20 protein-coding genes and 1 other annotated feature are annotated in these 21,836 nt (G+C 48.0%); of the genes, 10 read left to right on the top strand and 10 right to left on the bottom strand.

Annotated elements, in window-relative coordinates; translation table 11 throughout:
• Window positions 1-132: 132 nt before the first annotated feature.
• From aroA to QM657_RS06155, 4 genes are all read right to left on the bottom strand, one after another.
• Window positions 133-1,410, bottom strand: coding sequence for a 3-phosphoshikimate 1-carboxyvinyltransferase (aroA, locus tag QM657_RS06170; protein WP_415065709.1), 1,278 nt, complete (start codon window positions 1,408-1,410; stop codon window positions 133-135).
• A gap of 12 nt (window positions 1,411-1,422) precedes the next feature.
• Window positions 1,423-2,529 carry a prephenate dehydrogenase/arogenate dehydrogenase family protein gene (locus tag QM657_RS06165; RefSeq protein WP_415065708.1) on the bottom strand — a complete coding sequence of 369 codons (1,107 nt, stop codon included), beginning with the start codon at window positions 2,527-2,529 and terminating at the stop codon, window positions 1,423-1,425.
• The gene (gene aroF, locus QM657_RS06160; RefSeq protein WP_415065707.1) at window positions 2,522-3,541 is read right to left on the bottom strand and encodes a 3-deoxy-7-phosphoheptulonate synthase; all 1,020 of its coding nucleotides are present in this window, start codon (window positions 3,539-3,541) and stop codon (window positions 2,522-2,524) included. The genes QM657_RS06165 and aroF overlap by 8 nt, the downstream gene beginning before the upstream one ends.
• A gap of 111 nt (window positions 3,542-3,652) precedes the next feature.
• Window positions 3,653-4,297, bottom strand: coding sequence for a TetR/AcrR family transcriptional regulator (locus QM657_RS06155; RefSeq protein WP_415065706.1), 645 nt, complete (start codon window positions 4,295-4,297; stop codon window positions 3,653-3,655).
• A gap of 162 nt (window positions 4,298-4,459) precedes the next feature.
• Here QM657_RS06155 and QM657_RS06150 point away from each other — a divergent pair, with 162 nt between their 5' ends.
• From QM657_RS06150 to QM657_RS06130, 5 genes are all read left to right on the top strand, one after another.
• Window positions 4,460-5,377, top strand: coding sequence for an alpha/beta hydrolase (locus tag QM657_RS06150; RefSeq protein ID WP_415065705.1), 918 nt, complete (start codon window positions 4,460-4,462; stop codon window positions 5,375-5,377).
• Between the two features lie 212 nt (window positions 5,378-5,589).
• Window positions 5,590-7,692, top strand: a complete 2,103-nt coding sequence (locus tag QM657_RS06145; protein WP_415065704.1) for an elongation factor G — start codon at window positions 5,590-5,592, stop codon at window positions 7,690-7,692.
• A 141-nt stretch (window positions 7,693-7,833) separates the two neighbouring features.
• Window positions 7,834-8,748, top strand: a complete 915-nt coding sequence (locus QM657_RS06140) for a type II CAAX prenyl endopeptidase Rce1 family protein (protein WP_415065703.1) — start codon at window positions 7,834-7,836, stop codon at window positions 8,746-8,748.
• A gap of 46 nt (window positions 8,749-8,794) precedes the next feature.
• Window positions 8,795-9,047, top strand: a binding site (T-box leader).
• Window positions 9,048-9,139: 92 nt separating this feature from the next.
• Window positions 9,140-11,554, top strand: coding sequence for a leucine--tRNA ligase (gene leuS / locus QM657_RS06135; protein ID WP_415065702.1), 2,415 nt, complete (start codon window positions 9,140-9,142; stop codon window positions 11,552-11,554).
• Window positions 11,555-11,906: 352 nt separating this feature from the next.
• Window positions 11,907-13,238, top strand: a complete 1,332-nt coding sequence (locus tag QM657_RS06130) for a uracil-xanthine permease family protein (RefSeq protein WP_415065701.1) — start codon at window positions 11,907-11,909, stop codon at window positions 13,236-13,238.
• A gap of 85 nt (window positions 13,239-13,323) precedes the next feature.
• Here the strand turns inward: QM657_RS06130 and QM657_RS06125 are convergent, their stop codons facing one another.
• Window positions 13,324-13,611: a hypothetical protein gene (locus QM657_RS06125; protein ID WP_415065700.1), complete on the bottom strand. Its 288-nt coding sequence runs from the start codon at window positions 13,609-13,611 to the stop codon at window positions 13,324-13,326.
• 53 nt (window positions 13,612-13,664) lie between these two features.
• A complete protein-coding gene (locus QM657_RS06120) occupies window positions 13,665-14,201 on the bottom strand; it encodes a hypothetical protein (protein ID WP_415065699.1) in 537 nt (178 codons plus the stop codon).
• A 76-nt stretch (window positions 14,202-14,277) separates the two neighbouring features.
• Between QM657_RS06120 and QM657_RS06115 the strand changes: the two genes are divergently transcribed.
• On the top strand, window positions 14,278-14,430 hold the full coding sequence (locus tag QM657_RS06115; RefSeq protein WP_415065698.1) for a hypothetical protein: 153 nt from the start codon (window positions 14,278-14,280) through the stop codon (window positions 14,428-14,430).
• Window positions 14,431-14,486: 56 nt separating this feature from the next.
• Here the strand turns inward: QM657_RS06115 and QM657_RS06110 are convergent, their stop codons facing one another.
• Complete coding sequence (locus QM657_RS06110) at window positions 14,487-14,741, bottom strand: chorion class high-cysteine HCB protein 13 (RefSeq protein WP_415065697.1); 255 nt, start codon at window positions 14,739-14,741, stop codon at window positions 14,487-14,489.
• Between the two features lie 183 nt (window positions 14,742-14,924).
• On the opposite strand from QM657_RS06110, the gene QM657_RS06105 reads away from it, so the two are divergent.
• Window positions 14,925-16,076, top strand: coding sequence for an AI-2E family transporter (locus QM657_RS06105; RefSeq protein WP_415065696.1), 1,152 nt, complete (start codon window positions 14,925-14,927; stop codon window positions 16,074-16,076).
• Between the two features lie 52 nt (window positions 16,077-16,128).
• Here QM657_RS06105 and QM657_RS06100 read toward each other — a convergent pair whose 3' ends face one another.
• Complete coding sequence (locus QM657_RS06100) at window positions 16,129-16,365, bottom strand: polya polymerase (protein ID WP_158379126.1); 237 nt, start codon at window positions 16,363-16,365, stop codon at window positions 16,129-16,131.
• Window positions 16,366-16,475: 110 nt separating this feature from the next.
• On the opposite strand from QM657_RS06100, the gene QM657_RS06095 reads away from it, so the two are divergent.
• Window positions 16,476-17,513, top strand: a complete 1,038-nt coding sequence (locus tag QM657_RS06095; protein ID WP_415065695.1) for a P1 family peptidase — start codon at window positions 16,476-16,478, stop codon at window positions 17,511-17,513.
• Between the two features lie 160 nt (window positions 17,514-17,673).
• Here QM657_RS06095 and QM657_RS06090 read toward each other — a convergent pair whose 3' ends face one another.
• Window positions 17,674-17,928 (bottom strand): hypothetical protein, encoded by a 255-nt coding sequence (locus QM657_RS06090; RefSeq protein WP_415065694.1) that lies wholly within the window; start codon window positions 17,926-17,928, stop codon window positions 17,674-17,676.
• Window positions 17,929-18,062: 134 nt separating this feature from the next.
• Between QM657_RS06090 and hemB the strand changes: the two genes are divergently transcribed.
• Window positions 18,063-19,046, top strand: a complete 984-nt coding sequence (hemB, locus tag QM657_RS06085) for a porphobilinogen synthase (RefSeq protein ID WP_415065693.1) — start codon at window positions 18,063-18,065, stop codon at window positions 19,044-19,046.
• Here hemB and QM657_RS06080 read toward each other — a convergent pair whose 3' ends face one another.
• Window positions 19,047-19,901 (bottom strand): PHP domain-containing protein, encoded by an 855-nt coding sequence (locus QM657_RS06080; protein ID WP_415065692.1) that lies wholly within the window; start codon window positions 19,899-19,901, stop codon window positions 19,047-19,049.
• Between the two features lie 214 nt (window positions 19,902-20,115).
• Between QM657_RS06080 and QM657_RS06075 the strand changes: the two genes are divergently transcribed.
• A complete protein-coding gene (locus tag QM657_RS06075; RefSeq protein ID WP_415065691.1) occupies window positions 20,116-21,813 on the top strand; it encodes a VanW family protein in 1,698 nt (565 codons plus the stop codon).
• The last annotated feature ends 23 nt before the right edge of the window (window positions 21,814-21,836 follow it).

Raw genomic sequence — 21,836 nt, 5'->3', positions numbered from 1 at the left:
GCAGAATAGAAAGATAATTCTCTCCACATTATCTATGAAATAAAAAGGGAAACGGCACCCTGATCGTTAAACACAGTCTGTTTTTGTGTTCCGAGATCACGGTGCCGTTTCTTATTCTGTTTCTTTTTCCAATTATAGACTCAGCTTCTTCAAATCCTCATAAAATCCAGGATAAGAAACATTGACACATTCCGCTCCCAGAATCTCGGTTTCCCCTTCTGCGCACAGCCCGGTCACTGCAAAGGTCATGGCAATCCGGTGGTCCAGCCTGCTGTCAATGACAGCGCCGTGAAGAGGCTTGCCGCCCTTAATGATCATACCGTCCTCTGTTTCCACAACATCGGCTCCCATGGCGGATAAGTTTCTTACCATAATATCAATGCGGTTGGATTCCTTCACCTTTAATTCCGCTGCATCCTTAATCACCGTTTCTCCTTCTGCAAAGCAGGCCATGGCGGCGATCATGGGAAGTTCGTCAATGAGAGTGGGAATAATGGCCCCGCCGATGGTAATGCCGTGAAGAGGGCCGGATTTCACCAGAATGTCGGCAGTGGGCTCTCCTGAATCCGTATTCACTCCCAATAAGGTGATATCAGCTCCCATATCCCTGCAAACGTGAATGATTCCGTCGCGGGTAGGATTGATGCCCACATTTTTCACCAGAATTTCCGAGCCTGGAACCATAAGTCCTGCTGCAAGAAAGAAAGCCGCGGAGGAAATATCTCCCGGAACCACAATCCTGTTTCCGTAAAGCTCCTGCGCAGGAGTGATACAGGCAGTGGTTCCCTCTGTTCTCACACTGGCTCCAAAGTATTTCAGCATGATTTCAGAGTGGTTTCTGGACACGTAAGGCTCTGTCACCTTTGTCTCACCTTCTGCATACAATCCCGCTAAGAGAATACAGGATTTCACCTGGGCCGAGGCCACCGGGCTGGTGTAGTGGATGCTGTGAAGCTTTTTCCCTGTTATGGAAAGGGGAGCGCAGCCATTGTCTTTTAAGCTTCTTATATCGGCTCCCATCATGGATAAGGGCTCCATAATGCGCTTCATGGGACGTTTCTGAATGGATTCGTCACCGGTTAAGGTCACGTCAAAGTCCTGGGCAGCTAAAAGGCCGGAAATCAGGCGGGTGGTGGTTCCGCTGTTTCCGCAATCCAGGATGGAGTCCGGTCTTTTCAGTCCCCGAAGCCCTTTGCCGTGGACAATGACGGTGTCGTTGCTGTTTTCTATCTCAATTCCCATTTTCTGAAAGCAGGAGATGGTGGAAAGGCAGTCAGCTCCCTGGAGGAAATGGCTGATTTCCGTGGTTCCCTTTGCGATGGCGCCGAACATCACGCTGCGGTGGGAGATGGACTTGTCGCCGGGTATGGTTATCTCACCCTTTAATGGGGAGGATTTTGTGAATTTCATAAGGTTCCTCTCTTAGTTAGAAATTAAATCGTAATGATACCGCTCCAGCACTTCCCAGGCCCTGTCCATGGTATCCCTGTCATAAAATGCGATCCGCAGGGTGCCTTCCCCATGTTCCCGGTTGTGGTTGATGCCGATGTTTTTAATGCTGATTCCCTTTGCAGCCAGGATGACGGCCAGAGTGGAGATGGCGCCGACCTCGTCAGCCATATCCACAGTGAAAGAGTAATCCGGCGCAATGGGGCCTGCCACTTTTTCCGAGAAAGAGTCGCGGTAGTCCCTGGAGGTTTCAAAGAGCCGGTAAATGTATTTGTTGTCCTTTGCATTTAACTCAGCCAGAACCTGGCTTAAAGAGGTGATGTACCGATCCAGGATCACGGCCAGATTACTGCTGTTGGTCATGCAGATCTGCTCCCACATTTCCGGTGAAGAGGAGGCGATCCTTGTAATATCCTTAAAACCTCCTGCTGCCAGCCGTTTCATCAGTCCATCTTCGTTGTCTGAATCCTTCACCAGATTGACGAGGCTGGAAGCTACGATGTGGGGAAGATGGCTGATGGCAGCGGTGACGAAGTCGTGTTCATGGTAGTCCAGAACAAGGGGGAGAGAGCCGATCATTTCGGCGATCTGCACCAGCCGCTCCACCTGTTCCTCTGTGGAAGAGGAAGTGGGAGTGATGATGTAGTAAGCGTTTTCAAGCAGATGGTCTGTGGAATTTTCGTATCCGGTTTTTTCCGATCCAGCCATGGGATGGCCGCCGACAAAGCAGCCTTCCATGCCAAGCCGGATGACTTCCTCATGGATATCGGTTTTTGTGCTGCCTACATCGGTGATGATGGCACCCGGCTTTAAAAAGGGTTTTATATCAGAAAGATATTTTGCGTTGTATTCCACGGGAGTGCAGAGAAAGATCAGGTCGCATTCCCGCAGTTCTTCCCCGATTCCGTCTAAAATCACATCCACAATTCCGTCTTCCTGGGCCTTTAAGAGCCTGGAACGGCTCCGCATGTAGGCCATGATTTTTGTATCCCGTTTTTCCCGCTTGATCCCTCTGGCAATGGAGCCGCCAATGAGACCAAGCCCGATAAAGGCAATTACGGCGCTTTCCTTATCATTCATCCAGCGTCCTCCCTGCAAGCCTGGCGTAAGGCTTTAATTCTTCCACCAGACTGTCAAACTGCTCAAAGGTCAGGGACTGGGGGCCGTCAGACAAGGCACAGGAAGGGCATGGGTGAACTTCCACGATCAGTCCGTCAGCGCCTACTGCTATGGCTGCCTTGGAAATGGGTTCAATATAAGCCCTCACTCCGGTGGCGTGGCTTGGGTCGATGATGACCGGAAGGTGGCTCTTGGCGCGGATGACAGGAACTGCGCTGATGTCCAGCGTGTTTCTGGTAGCTGTTTCGTATGTGCGGATACCGCGTTCACAGAGAACGATGTTGGTGTTGCCCTCAGAGGCGATGTATTCGGCTGAATTGAGCCATTCGTCGATGGTGGCGGAAAGACCTCTCTTTAAGAGAACAGGAACGCCTGCTTTTCCGGTTTCCTTTAAAAGCTCAAAGTTCTGCATGTTGCGGGCGCCGATCTGAATCATATCCACGTATTTAACGGCAGTTTCAAGGGACTTTAAGCTGGTGACCTCACATACAATGTTAAGGCCTGTGGCTTCCCTGGCTTCCTGCATGAATTTTAAGCCCTCTTCCTCCAGGCCCTGAAATGCGTAAGGAGAAGTCCTTGGCTTGTAAGCGCCGCCCCGCAGGAACTGAGCACCGGCTTTCTTTACGGCAAAAGCGGTTTCCATAAGCATGTCGTGATTTTCAATGGCACATGGGCCGGCCATCATGGTCAGATGTCCTGGGCCGATTTTGGCATTTCCGATGGAGATTACCGTGTCATCGGGGTGAAATTTCTTGTTCACCAGCTTATAGGTTTCCGTGACTGCAACAATCTTGTCAACGCCCTCCATCAGCTCGATGTTTGCGCCCTGCAGCTTCGTCTTATCACCTACCACGCCTACGATGGTAACTTCCGTTCCTTCTGATAAATGAACCTGAAGGCCGTTTGATTCGATTAAGTTCTTTATTTTACCAACAGCTTCATTGGAAGCGTTAGGTTTCATAATAATGATCATGTGTTTTCCCTCTCTTTTGCAAATATATAAACCTCATTGTAATAGATGGAAGGGTACTTGTCAACGCTTTTGCACGTTAAACTTTGACACTTTAACGTAAATCACAACGTTTTAAGCGCGGAGCTTGAAAACTTCTGCCGTGTTTTCCTCTTCTTTGGCAGCAGCGGCCTTTTTCATTTCATTCCGGTCAGCAGGCATTTCCTGGGCGTTCATCAGAAGATTTTGTTCCACCAGCCTTCCCACCCGTTTTGCCACCTGCTCTAAATCATCCCCTAACTCATTTAAGAAATAAGACTCCAGGATGCCCAATACGGCCATGCTTAAAAACTTCTTCAGTATCAGGTCATAATCCCCGCCATTGTCTTTTTTGATTTTGGGAATCAACTGGTCGGCCATAAAGTCTAACAGCCGCTTCCGGAATAAGGTGGTGCTCTGGCTCATAAACAGGGCTGAAAAGAAAGCCTGGTGCCTTTCAAAGTACTGGAACCAGATGACCGTACCCTCTACAAACTTCATATCCTTTTTTAATTCGCAGATATCCTTTAAATCCATTAAACGCTGGTCTACGATCCGGTCCATTAAGTCATACTTATCTACATAGTGAAGATAAAAGGTTTTTCGGCTGATATTGGCTTTATCAGCGATGTCCTTTACCGTAATCTCATCAAATCCCCTGTCTGCCAGCATCTCTAAAAATGTGGATTGAATGGCTGCCTGGGATTTTATAATTCTCTTGTCAATTTTAGATTCCATCATAATAACTCCTTTTTAATACACAAATTTTGATTTGTGTATATTTATCAACACAATCAGAAATGTGGTAATTGAAATGTGCTCACTCATCATTTATTATAAGTATACACAAGAGTAATAAAACACGCAAGTGTATTATTTGAAAATGAGAAAGGCGGTAATAATATGGCAATTACAAAAAAAGATGTGAAGTTTGATGCACGTGGATTAAAGGTGGCAGGAGTTCTCCGTTTCCCGGCTGATATGGATGAGAGTAAAAAATATCCGGCTCTTGTCTGCGCCCATCCCGGAAGCAGCTGTAAGGAGCAGACAGCCGGTATTTATGCGGAAAAGATGGCGGAACAGGGTTTTATAACCATTGCATTTGATGCCTCTTATCAGGGAGAGAGCGAGGGAGAGCCCCGCTATATTGAAGACCCTGCCGCAAGAGTGGAGGATATCCGCTCCGCAGTGGATTACTTAACCACCCTTGACTGTGTGGATGAGAACCGGATCGGTGTTCTTGGTGTCTGCGCAGGCGGCGGATACGCTGCCAATGCTGCTATGACCGAACGCAGGATCAAGGCAGTAGGAACGGTTGTAGGCGCTAATATCGGGCGCATACAGCGTGAAGGAGATGCTGTGAAGACTCTGGAAGCCGTTGGAGGCCAGCGCACGGCAGAGGCACGGGGCGCAGAGGCCATGATCGTAAACTGGATTCCCAGAAACGATGAGGAGAGGAAACAGGCAGGCATTACTGACATCGACATCGTGGAAGCAGTTGACTATTATACAACCCCAAGAGGACAGTGCGTCAACTCCCCCAACAAGCTGAATTTCATCAGCATCGCTCATATGATGGCTTTTGACGCCTTCCATTTGGCTGACAAGCTTCTGACCCAGCCTTTGCAGATCATTGTGGGCGACAAGCAGGGAGCTTTCGGTTCTTATAAGGATGGACATGAGCTTTATGAGAAGGCAGCTTCTGAGAAAAAGGACATTCTGGTTTTGGAAGGCGTGAGCCACTACGATTTATACGACCAGCCGGAACCGGTCCGCAGGGCAGTGGAAAAGCTGACAGCTTTCTATAACGAAAATCTTTAATCTATTAACAGGCGGCTATGCGCTATTTCTGGACAACGAAAAGCGCATAGCCGCTTTTTATAAAGGAGAATTCCCGTTTTATCACGATAAAGCCTGTGACCATGAAAAATATGTGAAAAATGTTTGTGCAAATTGCACCTTTTGCTTGCAATTATAAGACATTTTTAGTAAAATATCCTCATAGACTTAAATACCGAACAGGAGGAATGTTTATGAACGTGTATGGAACCAAACAAATCCGTAACGTTGCCTTACTTGGGCACGGAGGCGCCGGTAAAACTACCCTGGCTGAGGCCATGGCATTAGTGACCGGAGCCATCAGCAGAATGGGAAAAGTTACCGATGGCAATACCATCAGCGATTATGACAAAGAAGAGATCAAGAGACAGTTCTCTATCTCCACTTCCCTGATTCCCTTGGAGTTTCAAGGAGAAGAAGGTCCTATTAAAATCAATCTGCTGGATACCCCCGGATACTTTGATTTTGTTGGAGAAGTCGAAGAGGCCATCAGCGTTGCGGATGCAGCAGTAATCGTAGTAAACTGTAAGGCAGGAATTGAAGTCGGTACTTATAAGGCTTGGGAGCTTTGCGAAAAGTACAGGCTGCCCAGACTTTTCTTTGTAACAAATATGGACGACGACCATGCAAGCTACCGTGAGTTGCTGCTTAAGCTGGAAAAAGAATTCGGAAGAAAGATTGCGCCGTTCCACCTCCCCATTCGTGAGAATGAAAAGTTCGTAGGTTTTGTCAATGTGGTAAAGATGGCAGGCAGGCGCTTCACCACCAACAGTGATTATGAAGTATGCGAGATTCCTGAATACAGCCAGAAAAACTTAGGAATTGCCAGGGAAGCTCTTATGGAAGCAGTGGCAGAGACCAGTGAAGAATATATGGAGCGTTATTTCTCAGGAGATGAATTTACAGTGGAAGAGGTTTCTGCTGCTCTTAGAGAACACGTGACAGAAGGAAATATTGTTCCCGTTATGCTGGGTTCCGGAATAAACGCCCAGGGCGCCAAGATGGTGCTTCAGGCCATTGACATTTATTTCCCGGCACCTGACCACTATGAGTGCATCGGCGTGGATGTTTCCACAGGCGAGCGCTTTACAGCCAAATACAACGATCAGGTATCCTTATCTGCCCGTGTATTTAAGACCGTTGTGGACCCGTTCATCGGAAAGTATTCTCTGATGAAGATCTGTACCGGTGTTTTAAAACCCGATTCCTCTATTTATAATGTGAATAAGGACACTGAGGAGAAGGTAGGAAAGGTTTATCTGTTAAGAGGAAAAGATGTCATTGAAGTTCCGGAATTAAAGGCCGGAGACATCGGAGCCGTATCCAAGCTGAATGTGACCCAGACAGGGGACACCATTGCCATGCGTTCCGCTCCCATCGTATACCATAAACCGGAAATATCGACTCCATACACATATATGCGCTATAAGACCAAGACAAAAGGCGACGATGACAAGGTTTCCAATGCTCTTTCCAAGCTGATGGAAGAGGATTTAACCTTAAAGACCCTCAATGATTCCGAAAACCGTCAGTCCCTCGTATACGCCATCGGTGACCAGCAGTTGGAAGTTGTGGTGAGCAAGCTGTTAAACCGCTACAAAGTAGACGTTGAACTGAGCAAGCCTAAATTCGCTTTCCGGGAAACCATCCGCAAGAAAGTGGAGGTTCAGGGCAAGTATAAGAAGCAGTCCGGCGGACACGGACAGTACGGCGATGTAAAGATGACCTTTGAGCCCTCCGGTGATCTGGAAACTCCTTATGTCTTTGAGGAAAATGTTTTTGGCGGAGCTGTTCCGAGAAACTATTTCCCGGCAGTTGAAAAGGGAATTGCAGAGTGCGTTTTAAAGGGACCTTTGGCCGCTTATCCGGTAGTGGGCATAAAAGCCACTTTGACAGACGGTTCTTACCATCCGGTAGACTCTTCTGAATTGGCATTTAAGATGGCAGCTACCATGGCCTTTAAAAAGGGCTTTATGGATGCAAACCCGGTTCTCTTAGAGCCCATTGCTTCCTTAAAGGTCACTGTGCCGGATAAATTCACCGGCGATATTATGGGAGATTTAAACCGCAGAAGAGGCCGCGTTCTGGGTATGAATTCCAATCACTTCGGAAAACAGGTGATCGAAGCGGACGTGCCAATGTCTGAGCTGTTCGGCTATAATACGGACCTGCGCTCCATGACCGGCGGTATGGGCGTTTACGAATATGAATTCAGCCGCTACGAGCTGGCTCCTGGTGATGTCCAGAAGAAGGAAGTGGAAGAGAGAGCTTCCAAGGTTGACAGAGAAGAAGTGTAAGGAATCAGTCAATAAACAGGAAAGCCTGCCATCTGGTGTAAAATCCGGTTGGCGGGCTTTTGTTCTTCTCATCCCTTGTCCCGCCGGGAATTGCGCTTTTATCTGAATTATGCTAAACTGTCAGAAACAGGAGGTAATATCGTGGATGACAGAAGAGAAGGGTGGAAAACATTTTCAAGAATCGGAGGCGGGTATGCAATCTTTTTGCTTGTGACGTTTGCCCTTCAGGTTCAGATGAGCATATTGACAGCAGTGCTGTTTCGTTTTGGGATAGATATAAGCTTTAAGGACTGGTATGTGCCTGCCTCTTCCCTGGCTGTTTACTGCCTGGGCGGAGGGCTCACCTACCTGGTTGTAAGGGATATGCCGGTTTTTAAGGAACCGCAAGAGGAAAAAGCCGGGGCTAAAATGCTGACAGCCGGTTTTTTTGTCTGTATCAGCGCTTTATTTTTCGGAAACCTGATCAGTCTGGGGCTGATGAGTATGGTTTCTGCCATTACAGGCAAACCTATGATCAATCCCCTTTCCGCGGTTCTGGAAAATTTAAGCGGCTGGTCCATTATTGCCACCATGGTGGTCATGGCTCCCGTGTTTGAGGAAATTCTTTACCGGAAGGTGCTCATCGGCAGAATCCGTCAGTATGGGGATAAGGCGGCCATTCTGGTGTCGAGTTTTATCTTCGGGCTGAGCCATGGGAATTTTTACCAGTTCTTTTATGCCTTTGGAATCGGGCTGGTTTTTGGGTATATTTACATCAGGACAGGAAAGCTTCGGTATACCATCCTGTTTCATATGGTGATCAATTTCATGGGTTCTTTTGTGGCCCTTCATGCGGTGGGTTCCTTGTGGATTTCAGCCATTTACTCCCTGTTCATCCTGGGAGGAGCGGCGGTGGGGCTGGTCGTGTTCTTAACCAGCCGGAAAAAGCTTCATTTTGAGCCCGGAATAAAGGAAATATGGGGAAGGGGCGGCTTTCGTGTCATGTTTTTAAATCTGGGAATGGCGATATTTTTCCTGACAGCAGCGGCGGCTTTCCTTATTTCGGAGATTTCGTAAAATGCAGTTGACACTTTTCGCCAATTATGTTACATTTGGATTTAGCAAAAATACGTTGAAGAGGAATAGTAAGCGTTCTGAAACATGCAGAGAGCCGGCGGCTGGTGAAAGCCGGTTGTAGAGGATGGCTGAACTCGCCTTTGAGTAGCATGCTGAAGGAAAGATCACTTTCTGGGTAGGCACCGCCGGCGCCCCGGCCGTTACAGCGGGCGGATTTGTCATTTTTTGGCATATCCAGCGAGAGCATACACATTGTATGAAATAGAGTGGTACCACGCGGTATATCCTGCGTCTCTATGCTGTCCCTTGGTGATGGCTTGAGACGCTTTTTGTTTTATCCGCAGCATTTGAAACAGGGGAAAACCCTTTGCAGAAGGAGGAAATTTTTATTATGGCAGCATCATACAATCACAGTTCCATTGAAAAGAAATGGCGTGAGAACTGGGAAAAGAATCCCATCAATGTGGACGACGGAACAAAACCGAAGTATTACTGTCTGGACATGTTCCCATACCCGTCAGGAAGCGGTCTTCACGTGGGACACTGGAGAGGTTACGTTATCTCCGACGTCTGGAGCCGGTATCAGATTTTAAAGGGAAATTACGTGATTCATCCCATGGGCTGGGATGCTTTCGGACTTCCGGCAGAGAATTACGCCATCAAGATGGGCGTTCACCCGGCCAAGTCCACAGCAGAAAATGTGGCTAACATCAAGCGTCAGATTCATGAGATCGCAGCTATTTATGACTGGGACATGGAAGTCAACACCACAGATCCGGGCTTTTACAAATGGACGCAGTGGATTTTTGTGCAGATGTTTAAAAATGGACTGGCCTATGAGAAGGAATTCCCTATCAACTGGTGCCCTTCCTGTAAAACAGGACTGGCAAACGAAGAGGTAGTAAACGGAAGCTGCGAGCGCTGTGGAACTGCGGTTACAAAGAAGAACTTAAGACAGTGGATGTTAAAGATCACAGCTTATGCTGACCGTTTATTAAATGACCTTGACAAGCTGGACTGGCCGGAAAAGGTTAAAAAGATGCAGTCCGAGTGGATTGGAAAATCCTACGGAGCTGAGGTGGACTTTAAGGTAGACGGAAGAGAAGAGGCCATTACGGTTTACACCACAAGGCCTGACACCTTATTCGGTGCAACCTTTATGGTTCTGGCACCGGAACACGCTCTTGCAGCAGGACTTGCCACACCTGAGAATAAAGAAGCTGTTGAAAAGTATATTTACGACGCTTCCATGAAATCCAACGTGGACCGTCTTCAGGATAAGGAAAAAACAGGCGTATTTACAGGAAGCTATGCCATCAATCCTTTAAGCGGAGAAAAGGCCCCTATCTGGCTTTCTGACTACGTTCTTGCCGATTACGGAACAGGAGCCATCATGTGTGTTCCTGCCCATGATGACAGGGACTTTGAGTTCGCAAAGAAATTCAACATCCCCATTGTCCAGGTTATTTCAAAGGATGGAAAAGAAATTGAAGATATGACTGAGGCTTATACCGATGCCAGCGGAATCATGATCAATTCCGGTGAGTGGAACGGTATGGAGTCTGCTGTTTTGAAAAAAGAAGCTCCTGCCATGATCGAAGAGAGAGGCCTTGGAAAGAAGACCGTCAACTTCAAACTGCGTGACTGGGTGTTCTCCAGACAGCGTTACTGGGGTGAGCCGATTCCCATCATTCACTGTCCTCACTGCGGAAATGTTCCCGTTCCGGAGGATCAGCTTCCTCTCACTCTGCCTGAGGTAGAGAGCTACCAGCCGACAGGCACAGGAGAATCTCCGCTGGCAGATATTGAGGAGTGGGTCAATACCACCTGCCCGGTGTGCGGCGCTGCTGCAAAGAGAGAGACCAACACCATGCCTCAGTGGGCCGGTTCTTCCTGGTACTTCCTTCGCTATGTGGACAGCCACAATGACAAGGAACTGGTATCCAGGGAAAAGGCTGACAAGTATCTTCCTGTAGATATGTATATCGGCGGCGTGGAGCATGCGGTTCTTCACCTTCTGTATTCCCGTTTTTACACCAAGTTCCTGCATGACATCGGCGTTGTGGACTTTGACGAGCCCTTTACCAGACTGTTTAACCAGGGTATGATCACCGGAAAGAACGGCATCAAGATGAGCAAGTCCAAGGGAAATGTGGTTTCCCCTGATGAGCTGGTGCGGGATTACGGCTGTGATTCCCTCCGTATGTATGAGCTTTTCGTAGGACCGCCGGAGTTAGATGCAGAGTGGGATGACAGGGGAATTGAAGGCGTCAGCCGTTTCCTTGGCCGTTTCTGGAATCTGGCCACAGAGAGCTGCGGAAAGGACATTGAGCCTGATAAGGAAATGCTTCGCATCCGCAACAAGCTGATTTTTGATATTGACCAGCGCTTTAACCAGTTTAACTTAAATACGGTTATTTCCGGATTTATGGAGTATAACAACAAACTGATCGACCTGGCAAAGAGAGCAGGCGGCATCGATAAGGAGACTTTAAAGACGTTTGTGATTCTTCTGGCTCCGTTTGCCCCTCATATCGGAGAAGAGTTATGGCAGCAGCTTGGCGGCAGCGGTTCTGTATTCCATGTCCAGTGGCCTGTTTGCGACGAAGAGGCCATGAAGGATGACGAAGTGGAAATCGCAGTCCAGGTAAACGGAAAGACCAGGGCAGTGGTAAAGCTTCCGGCAGATGTGTCAAAGGAAGATGCTATTGAGGCAGGAAAAGCCCTGATTCAGGATAAGATGACAGGGACGATTGTAAAAGAAATTTACGTTCCCGGCAGAATTGTCAATATTGTGTGTAAATAACAGGGAGTAAGTTTTAACAAACTTTTACCTAAAAAATTTTTAGATTTGGTAAAAAACTCATAACAATCAGGCGGTAAAAAGTGGCCTTAATCGGGTATTTAAGCCCGGTCAGGGCCGCTTTTTTATGTGCGGAGTCACAGGGAAATACGAGCGCATCAGGAAAAAATGTGGTAAAAATAGAATAAGCATTTGTAAAAATTAAAAAAAGACTATACAATTTAACAAATATGTTGTATTATATACGTATGTCTTCAAAAAGAGCGTAGTGAGTAGCGACGAGAGGATTGGAGCATGAAAAATTTTTATATTCAAATCAACATTCTATTAAAGAACAGGAAAGGAAAGAAAAATTATGAGTGCTAAGTCAGTAAAGGGTACAGATGCGTCACTGTTCCAACTGGACGGAAAACCGAGCTGGGGAGCGGCGACACCCCAGGCCATGCAGCATGTACTGGCCATGCTGGTAGGAAACATCACTCCACCAATGTTAATTGCCAATCTTTTAAAGCTTCCCCCGGAAGAGATGATTCTCTTAACCCAGGCAGCTATGATCATTGGAGGTATCACTACCTTGATTCAGTTGTTCCCGATTATGGGATTTGGTATGGGACTTCCTAACGTTATGGGTGTTGCTTTCGCTTACATGCCTATTTTAACAGCTATCGGTATGAGTTACGGTATCCGCGCCATCTTTGGAGCACAGCTTGTGGGAGCATTTGCTTCTATCTTCATTGGTCTGGCTATGGGTAAGATCCGTAAGTTCTTCCCACCAATCGTAAGCGGTACAGTGGTTCTGAGTATTGGTTTGTCCCTATACGGAACCGCAATCAACTACATGGCTGGCGGAAATGCCAAGGCTGATAACTTTGGTGAGCCTAAATACTGGCTTATTGCAGTAATTACTCTTGCAGTTACTCTTGCATGTAACTTATTTGGAAAAGGATACATAAAAGTATCCGGTATGTTAATCGGAATTGCAGTAGGCTACATCATTTCCATCGCATTTGGCGGTATGGTAAACTTTGAAGGTGTTAAGAACGCTGGCTGGGTTGCACTTCCAAGCTTTGTTCACTGGGGTCTGGAATTCCATCCTTCAGCAATTATGGCAATGATCATTATGTACGTTGTACAGGCAGTACAGACCATTGGTGACGTTTCCTCCACTGCAATCGGCGGCTTTAACAGAGAAGCTACTGACAGGGAAATCGGCGGAGCTATCATGGGCCAGGGTATCTGCGGTATGCTGGGAGCTGTTGTTGGCGGTCTTCCAACTGACCCATACAGCCAGAACGTAGGTATTATCGTAACTACAAAGGTTGTTGCAAAGAGAGTATTCCTGATCGTAGGATGTATCATGATCGTGGCAGGTCTTTGTCCTAAGTTCGGAGCTGTTATGACAACTATTCCTTACCCAGTTTTGGGAGGAGCTACCGTTACAGTATTCGCTGCTATCACCATGTCCGGTATTCAGCTGATCACAGAACAGCCTATGAACTACCGTAACAGAATGATCGTTGGTATCTCCCTTGCACTTGGTGTAGGTATTACCACAGCATCCAGATCTCTTCAGTTTGCATCACAGGATATTCAGAATATCATCGGAGCTTCTCCAATCGTTCTGTCCTTCCTGGTATCCTTCTTCCTGAACATGATCGTTCCGGTAGATGATGCAGAAGCAGAATAATTTAAGAAACAGGCGCTTATGAGCGCCGTGCAGGAATAAAAAGGGCCATTGGAACCGGAGATAAAACGGTTCCAATGGCCTTTTTTTATTTATTTCCCCGCCTGGAGAGATTTCGGGAAAGAAGGCGGAGCGTTTCCATGCGCTTCTTTTCGTTTTCATTCATGTTGGCGCTCATGATGGACATGAGAAGATCTGTTTCCTCGTCGTTGAACTGAATGCCCTTTTTGCTGGCTTCGGCATTTAAGCTGAGAAGGGTCGGGAGGAGCTGGTCCTTGGGAGCGGATTCCACCCGCTTTGCGAATTCAGTCAAAAGGGAAATCTTCTGAGGATTCATTTTTTTTAATCTGGGGTCCTGTTTCCAGTTGGCATTCATGGGTTTAATACGTCCTTTCTTTGCGGATATGTAAATGGGGAAGGGAAAACCTTTTAGCTCATCTGCTGCATGGCAGACATCATAAGCTGCATGGTCTCAAAACGGGACTGCTGTTCCGGGGGCATGAAGTTCTTGATCTGATCTAAGGACAGCCGCCCAAAGGGATTGTTGTTCTGGCGCTGGTGGTTCTGAGACCTGTTTTGTCCGTCTGACTGGGCCTGGACGGGAATGGTGGAGCCTGGGACAGCATCGGAGAAAGCGCCTGCCAGCTTAAATCCCTGCATGAAATTGATCATGAGATCGATGAGGTCCTGTTCTGACGGGCTTCCAAAGGGCTTGATGGTGTTCAGCATGTCAATGGGAAAGTCAGACTGCTCCCTTTCCGTGGGGGCAGAGAGTCCCATGGCAGCAACTTCTCCGCCTTCAAATAAGTTGATTGTGCGGCGAAGCTCGTTGAATTTGATGAAAAAGGAGAAAGAGCGCTGCTGGGGAACACTCATATAAGGCAGGGCGGCCTTCATCATCTGGAGATGGTTGTCGCCGATGAGGGAATCCAGGTCATTTGCCTGGAGATTTTGTTCATTGTTCATAGCATGACATCCTTACTTTTCTTGTTGACAATATATGCATCTGCATATATTAGTATTACAGGAGAGTGATTAAGATATGAGAAGCCGATTGATTATAGATGGAAACGCAGTATACGAAATTGACGAGGAATGTTTGAAGAGAAAGCAGAACAAAAAGCCGGATACGAGAGGCGGAAATGGCCAGGGTTCCCTTGCGAGGCAGGGAGTGGATAAAGGCCAGAGCCGGTAAGAGGAAAAAACAACGCCCGGTCCAATAATAGGACCGGGCGTTGTTTTATGTTCTGTTTAGCAGCAGAAGTTATTTCCGCAATTATTGCCACTGCCAAGGCCACCGCAGCAGAACAGAAGAATGATGATCCAAATCCAACTGCCGCCATCATTTCCGCCGCATCCGCTGTTACAACTACCGCCAAAGCCATTGCCGCCGCCACAGAAGCAAAGGATCAGGATCAGCCAGATTAAATTTCCGCCGCATCCGCTGTTGCCGCATCCTCCACTGTCACATCCGCATCCACAGTTAGTTGCTGCCAGATCACTCATATTGGTTCCTCCAATTAAATTGTTTACACTGTAAGTGTATGAATATTGGCTTGCCACTGTTTCCACATTTTTCTAAAATTTTAGAAATCATGTGATTGAACTTATCCGGAAGTTGTGTATAATGAAAGAAAAAGGGAAAATCGGACCGGTTTTATCCGTAATGGAGTATAAAAGGAGACAAGAATGGAATTAAATGACAGTACAATTAAAAAAATAAGGGGCCTCATCGTATTTGCTGTGGCAGCGGTGGTGATCGGCTGGAACTACAGCCGGGTGCTGGCTCTCGGTGTGAGGCTGTTTGGGCTCATCACTCCTTTTCTCGTAGGGGGCGTTATGGCCTTTATTTTAAATGTTCCTATGAAATGGATAGAAAAGATGCTTCCATTAAAGGAAGACAGCAGGCTGCGCAGGCCCTTAAGCCTTTGCCTGACCCTGATTCTGGTGATCGGGATTCTGCTTTTAGTCACCTTTGTGGTAATGCCTGAGCTTTTCCATACGGTTTTAAGCCTGCAAAACAGCATTCCGGCCTTTCTGGCAGGAGTCAGGGAGGAGGCGGAGAAGATGTTTGCCTCCAATCCGGAGATCGGCAATTATATCAACACCATCCAGGTGGACTGGAAGTCCTTTCTGGAAAGGGTGGTGGGCTTTGTCACCACCGGTGCAGGGTCAGTCTTATCCTCTACCTTATCAGCCGCCATGTCCATCATCAGCGGCGTGACCACTTTTGGAATCGGGCTTGTTTTTGCCATTTATATTCTTCTTCAGAAGGAAACCTTATCACATCAGATCAAGAAGCTGATGGCGGCTTTTCTTCCGGAGGAGGTTATGGAGCGGACCCTGGAGCTTTTAAAGCTGACCAATGACACTTTTTCCAATTTCCTTGCAGGCCAGTGCCTGGAGGCAGTGATCCTTGGAACCATGTTTTTTGTGGCTTTGTCAATATTCCGCCTGCCCTATGCCCTGCTCATCGGGGTGTTGATCGCTTTTACTGCGCTGATCCCCATGTTTGGAGCATTTATCGGTCTGGCTATCGGAGCATTTTTGATGCTGATGGTAAAGCCTCTTGATGCCCTTATATTCCTTATTATATTCCTGGTGCTCCAGCAGATTGAAGGAAATTTAATTTATCCCCACGTGGTCGGGAATTCGGTAGGCCTTCCCTCTATCTGGGTTTTGGTGGCTGTGACCATAGGAGGCAGCGCCCTGGGAATTGTGGGCATGCTGGTATTCATCCCCCTCTGTTCCGTACTGTATGCGGTGCTTCGGGAGGTTGTGAATAAGAGACTGGAAAACAGAAGGAAGCAGAAGAGACAAAAGGCTGTCAAACAGCCGTAAATACAAAGGACATTCTGAAATCAGACTCAACTTCAGAATGTCCTCTTTGCCATTATTCACCCTGATACATGTACTTGATCAAACGTTCCATGTCTTCCGGTTCATGGGCAACCAGCTCCAGCTCGTTGATGATGCCGTTGGAGAAAATGGTAGCCATGGAGAGATACTGGCTGAGCTTGGACTTTAAATTGATGCGGTCTCCCTCGGTGGAAACCAGTTCAACGGTCCCTTTGCACTGCTCAATGACTTTAAAGAACTTCTCTACATCTGTAATGTTTTGAACCTTCATATCAATAGCCTCCTTTGGGAAAACGGTAAAAAATGTTATTTAACACATTTTTATTATAGCAAGGTTTGGCCTGACCTACAACATCAAAAAGAAAAAGAAAGGAAAACATCATGAAAAGAATTCGGGAATACGGCATTAAAATAGGAGATATGGCGCCGGGGCCTCTCAATAAAATTACGGATGTGGAGGGTGTTTTGGTAGGGCATGAAACTTTGGACACGGAACATTACAAAACAGGGGTGACGGTCATTCTTCCGTGTAGGGACAACCCTTTTTTAACGAAGCTGACGGCAGCAGCCGTTGTTCTAAACGGATTTGGAAAGAGTCAGGGACTTGTTCAGATCGAAGAGCTGGGAACTCTGGAAACGCCCATCGCCCTGACCAATACTTTGAATGTGGGTAAGGTTCACGATGCCCTGGTGGATTTGATGATAGAAGAATGCGCCAGAGAAGGGGCGGAGGTCACCTCCGTCAATCCGGTGGTGGGAGAGTGCAATGACTCTGTTTTAAACCGAATCCAGGACAGGCCTGTGGGAACAGAGGAAGTGAAGCGTGCTGTTAAGGCGGCGGAAAAGGACTTTCAAGAAGGGGCCGTAGGTGCGGGCTGCGGCACGGTCTGTTTTGGTTTAAAGGGAGGAATCGGCTCTGCCTCCAGAAGCTTTGAAATCGGGGAAGAAACTTATACACTTGGAGTGCTGGTTCAGTCCAATTTCGGAAGTACGGAAAATCTCATAATCGATGGAAGGCCGGTGGGAAAGGAAATCGTCTCCCTGACAGAGCCTGCTATCCTGGACAGGGGTTCCATTATGGTCATTGTGGCGACAGACCTGCCTGTTTCTGACAGGCAGCTAAAGAGGATATTAAAGAGGGCCGGAGTGGGTCTTTCCAGAACAGGGTCTTTCCTGGGCCATGGAAGCGGTGATATTGTCATCGGCTTTACCACGGCAAACCGGATACCGGAGGAAACAGAAAAAGAACTGCTGACTCTCCGGGTGCTCAAGGAAAGCTCTCTGGAAACGGCCTTTCAGGCCGCAGCAGAGGCCACGGAGGAAGCGGTTCTCAATTCTCTTGCCATGGCAGAAACCGTGACAGGGTATAAGGGGAATGTGAAGCATTCCCTGACAGACTTATGGCTTTCCAAGTTGTAGGGGCATTTATAACAGGAAGCAGTGCCATTCATAATTTGGCGAAAATACTGCCAAATTATTCATGAGGGCGTCCCGCCCTATAGAACTATTCATATAACTTATGCTTAATGAGCGAGCTCATACGCACAAGTTCTACGAATAGTTCTGCACTTCTGAATCGTTAATCAAAGTCTGCGTGGAAAATCCGGTTTGGGGTGTGGATATCGATGGCGCTCAAGTTGAACTGGTCTTCAAATATCTGGATTTTATATTCAAAGAAGGTGTCATCTGTCTTCTTAGACATAAACACGTAAGCGCCAGGCTCCTTGTCCTCAATTTCGTCGCAGATTTCCTCGTAGATATCTTCCCCTTTTATGGGGCCTTCATAGCCGGCGGCCCGGATTGTTTCTTCAATGGCCTGGTAAATCTCTTCCATAAAACAGCACCTCATCTCTCATTGATTGAATACACGTACTATTATAAGCAATCTTTTCCTCTGCCGCAAGAACTACTTGAATCTTCTTAAAGAGGGTGTATAATAGGACAGGAATAAAAAGGAGGGATTTGGACATGAATCTATTAAACAGGCCCAGAAGGCTGAGAACTTCGGATTCTCTGAGGAAAATGGTCCGGGAGACCAGGATTTCCAAGGAGTCTTTGATCTATCCTCTGTTTGTAATAGATGGCGAGGGGATTGTGGAAGAAATCCCTTCCATGGAAGGTCAGTACCGCTACAGTGTGGACCGGCTTGACCTCATTATGGACCGGCTGATGGCGTCCGGCGTGGAAAAGGTCCTGTTATTTGGGATTCCGGCTCATAAAGACGGCTGCGGAAGCCAGGCTTACGATGAAAACGGGATTATTCAGCGGGCTGTCCGCTGCATCAGGGAATATTACCCGTCTGTATACGTGATCACGGATGTGTGCATGTGTGAATACACCTCTCACGGCCACTGCGGAATCTTAGATGGAGAGTATGTGGACAATGATAAGACTCTGGAATATTTAAACCGGATTGCCTTATCCCATGTGAGAGCCGGAGCCCATATGGTGGCTCCTTCTGACATGATGGACGGGCGGATCGGCGCCATGAGGCAGGCCCTTGACGAAGCAGGGTTTGAGACAGTTCCTGTTATGGCTTATTCAGCCAAATACGCCTCTGCCTTTTACGGACCGTTCCGGGAGGCAGCCGGGTCGGCTCCTGCTTTTGGAGACCGGAAAAGCTACCAGATGGATTACCACAACCGGAAAGAGGCCTTAAAGGAAGTGAAGCTGGATATCGGGGAAGGGGCTGATATCGTGATGGTAAAGCCCGCTCTTTCTTATCTGGATATCATCAGGGAGGTGGCTGACCGTCACGACCTTCCGGTGGCAGCATACAGCGTCAGCGGGGAATATGCCATGATAAAGGCAGCGGCAAAGGCCGGCTACATTGATGAAGAGAAAATCATGTGCGAATCAGCCGCCAGCATATACCGGGCCGGTGCGGATATTCTCATCACCTATTATGCCATGGAGCTTGCCGCATGCATAGACCAGGGGAAAATCGGCTGATCAAAGCCCTCTTTCCCGGCGGAACTCTTTGATATCGTCAAGGAGCAGGGAAGTGATGCGCAGGCCGCCCCGTCCGCTTCCGATGGAGATATCGGGCTTATTGTCCCCGTGAAAGTCGGACCCTCCCGTGGGAAATAAGCCGTATTGGAGGGCCAGTTTCTTCAGCTTTCCGCTTTCGTGCTGGTTGTTGGAGGAGTGGTAGACCTCTAAGCCGTGAAGGCCCAGGGAGGTCAGATAGCAGACCAGTTCCTCTGTTTTCTTATCACCCAGCCGGTACTGGTACGGATGGGCAAGAACAGGGGAGGCCTTGGAGCCGGTAAGGATGTTCATGGCGTATTCAGGGGTGATATCTTCCTTGGGAGGGCAGTAGGGGCCTCCGTGGTCTAAGTATTTGCGAAAGGCCTGATCCATGGTTTTTACGTAGCCCTTTTCCATGAGGAGCCGGGCGATATGGGCTCTGGTGATGACGGTTCCCGGATTTTTTTCCAGGATTTCTTCCAGAGTTAAGTCCATGCCCGCCTCCTGAAACCGGAGCATCATGGTTTCGTTGCGCTTGTCCCGGATGTTTCTCAAGCCGTCTGCTGCCGCGCGAAACTCCTGATCATCAGGGTTGACGTACAGTCCCAGAATATGGATTTCTTTTCCCTGGTATACACAGGAAATCTCAATTCCCGGAATGATTTCAATAGGAAGGCCGGCAGCAGCCGCCTGAGCCTGCGGGATGCCGGAAATGGTGTCGTGGTCGGTCAAAGCCATGGCTGAAAGCCCTTTTTCCACAGCCAGAGCCACTACCTGGGAGGGCGTATAAGTGCCGTCTGAAGCATTTGAATGAACGTGCAGATCGATGAATTTCATAAGAACCTCCTGGAGAAAATTTTCAGTGAAGTCCGGAGACTGTTTTGTGAAAAGGTTTAGCAATAACATAGTAACATATTCTTTATATTTTGTAAAATTCAGCGTAACTAAAGGTGCGGATTTAAAAATTCATAAAATCGTAATGGAATTTCCCACAAAATATGGTATACTAGTCCATGTAATACCACATAATCATGTAAAAAGGTGAAGATAGATGAGTCAAGTGAATGACAGACAAAGAAGCGCAGTAAGAACCTCCTCCTCCCGCACGTCAGGCTCAAGAAGCCAGTCCGGGACAAGCCGCAGACAGGGGCAGTCCTACCGGAGCAGCGGTTCGCCGAACAAAAGAGGAAGAAGGAGAAAAAGAGGACCTGAATACAATGTTACCAGAGTAGTGAGGATACTTCTTTTCGCTGCGTCCGCCATATTTCTTGTTATGGCTACCTCAAAGTATTTGGAAGCCACAAAAGCCAAAGAGGGGTCTGCAGAGACATCTGCCACTCTGGAAACAGAGCTGCAGAAGGAGGTTACGGTAGACGGGATTTCCATTACGGGAATGTCCAGAGAAGAAGCCCGGACCGCCATTGAAAAGCAATACCAGTGGGGGGTGAAGGTCACCTACAAAGAGGAAGAATACGAACTGAAAAATCTGCTGGACAGCAAGGTGAAAAGCCTGCTGGAGGAGATTTATACAGGTGAGGCCAAGGAAAGCTATACCCTTGATATGACAGGGCTGGAAGACGCAGTCCGGATCGAGGTGCAGGCCATTGCAGCCAAGTGGGATGTGGCTCCGAAAAACGGCTCCATCTCAGGTTTTGACAAGGCCAGCGGATCATTTGTCTACTCAGGAGAGAAAAACGGAGTTGTCATTGACCAGGACAAGCTGGCGGCTGATATTCAGGCCCAGCTTAAGGCAAAGAATTTCACTGCAGAGATTCCTGCTTCTGCCAATGAAGTGGCTCCCAAGATCAGCGAGGCACAGGCCAAGGAGATGTATAAGGTCATCGGAACCTATACCACCACCACCACAGCCAACCAGGACAGAAACAAGAACATTGAGCTGGCTTCCAGTGCTTTAAACGGAATGATTCTCCAGCCGGGAGAGACATTTTCCTTTAATAATGCTACGGGAGAGCGTTCCCCTGCAAAGGGCTACCGCCCAGCCGGCGCATATTTAAACGGTGTGCTGGTTGAGGAGCCGGGCGGCGGTGTCTGTCAGGTATCCTCCACCCTGTACAATGCAGTGGTGTTTGCAGGCCTGACTACGACAGAACGCCATGCCCACAGCTATGAGCCCGCTTATGTAACTCCGGGAGAGGATGCCATGGTGAGCTTTGGCGGACCTGACATGAAATTCGTCAACAATTCCTCCAGCGCCATTGCCATAAGAACCAGCTTTGCAGACAGGAAGCTGAAGATTTCCATCGTGGGAATCCCTATCCTGGAAGATGGCATCACCCTTTCCATGTCTTCCAAGAAGACGGGAGAGCTGGCTGCTCCGGCACCGGTTTATGAAGAGGACCAGACCTTAGAGGCTGGAGTGGAGAATATAGAGAAGGCTGAAACAAAGGGAAGCCGCTGGGTGACCAATCTCGTTACGAAAAAGGATGGAGTCGTGGTGAGCGATGAATTCTTCCATAACAGCACTTACCGCGGAAAGCCTGCTACCATTAAGCGCAATACGTCAGGCGTGGTCATACCGGCTACAGACGGGTCAGAGGGCGCTTCTGAGGGCAGCGGAGAGAATCCGACCTCAGGAACTCAGGCACCGGGTCCTGGTAATAATGAAACGACAGGCGGCATTACAACCGTTCCAAAAGAGACGGAAAAGCCGGATCAGGGAACGACTCCTGTACCCCAGGGGCCTGGAGAAGACGGCGGGGATTCCATCATTCAGCCGAATCCATTTTAAGGGTTTGTGAGAGAAAAACGGAC

This window comes from Lacrimispora sp., from assembly GCF_047605665.1.
Classification (GTDB): Bacteria; Bacillota; Clostridia; order Lachnospirales; family Lachnospiraceae; genus Lacrimispora.
Note: the sequence above shows the minus strand (reverse complement) of the source record. Positions and strands in the feature narration are given on the sequence as shown.

Coding starts and splice junctions, on each gene's coding strand:
- aroA (WP_415065709.1), bottom strand. CDS start 1,410: ATGAAATTCACAAAATCCTCCCCATTAAAGGGTGAGATAACCATACCC.
- QM657_RS06165 (WP_415065708.1), bottom strand. CDS start 2,529: ATGAATGATAAGGAAAGCGCCGTAATTGCCTTTATCGGGCTTGGTCTC.
- aroF (WP_415065707.1), bottom strand. CDS start 3,541: ATGATCATTATTATGAAACCTAACGCTTCCAATGAAGCTGTTGGTAAA.
- QM657_RS06155 (WP_415065706.1), bottom strand. CDS start 4,297: ATGATGGAATCTAAAATTGACAAGAGAATTATAAAATCCCAGGCAGCC.
- QM657_RS06150 (WP_415065705.1), top strand. CDS start 4,460: ATGGCAATTACAAAAAAAGATGTGAAGTTTGATGCACGTGGATTAAAG.
- QM657_RS06145 (WP_415065704.1), top strand. CDS start 5,590: ATGAACGTGTATGGAACCAAACAAATCCGTAACGTTGCCTTACTTGGG.
- leuS (WP_415065702.1), top strand. CDS start 9,140: ATGGCAGCATCATACAATCACAGTTCCATTGAAAAGAAATGGCGTGAG.
- QM657_RS06130 (WP_415065701.1), top strand. CDS start 11,907: ATGAGTGCTAAGTCAGTAAAGGGTACAGATGCGTCACTGTTCCAACTG.
- QM657_RS06125 (WP_415065700.1), bottom strand. CDS start 13,611: ATGAATGCCAACTGGAAACAGGACCCCAGATTAAAAAAAATGAATCCT.
- QM657_RS06120 (WP_415065699.1), bottom strand. CDS start 14,201: ATGAACAATGAACAAAATCTCCAGGCAAATGACCTGGATTCCCTCATC.
- QM657_RS06115 (WP_415065698.1), top strand. CDS start 14,278: ATGAGAAGCCGATTGATTATAGATGGAAACGCAGTATACGAAATTGAC.
- QM657_RS06110 (WP_415065697.1), bottom strand. CDS start 14,741: ATGAGTGATCTGGCAGCAACTAACTGTGGATGCGGATGTGACAGTGGA.
- QM657_RS06105 (WP_415065696.1), top strand. CDS start 14,925: ATGGAATTAAATGACAGTACAATTAAAAAAATAAGGGGCCTCATCGTA.
- QM657_RS06100 (WP_158379126.1), bottom strand. CDS start 16,365: ATGAAGGTTCAAAACATTACAGATGTAGAGAAGTTCTTTAAAGTCATT.
- QM657_RS06095 (WP_415065695.1), top strand. CDS start 16,476: ATGAAAAGAATTCGGGAATACGGCATTAAAATAGGAGATATGGCGCCG.
- QM657_RS06090 (WP_415065694.1), bottom strand. CDS start 17,928: ATGGAAGAGATTTACCAGGCCATTGAAGAAACAATCCGGGCCGCCGGC.
- hemB (WP_415065693.1), top strand. CDS start 18,063: ATGAATCTATTAAACAGGCCCAGAAGGCTGAGAACTTCGGATTCTCTG.
- QM657_RS06080 (WP_415065692.1), bottom strand. CDS start 19,901: ATGAAATTCATCGATCTGCACGTTCATTCAAATGCTTCAGACGGCACT.
- QM657_RS06075 (WP_415065691.1), top strand. CDS start 20,116: ATGAGTCAAGTGAATGACAGACAAAGAAGCGCAGTAAGAACCTCCTCC.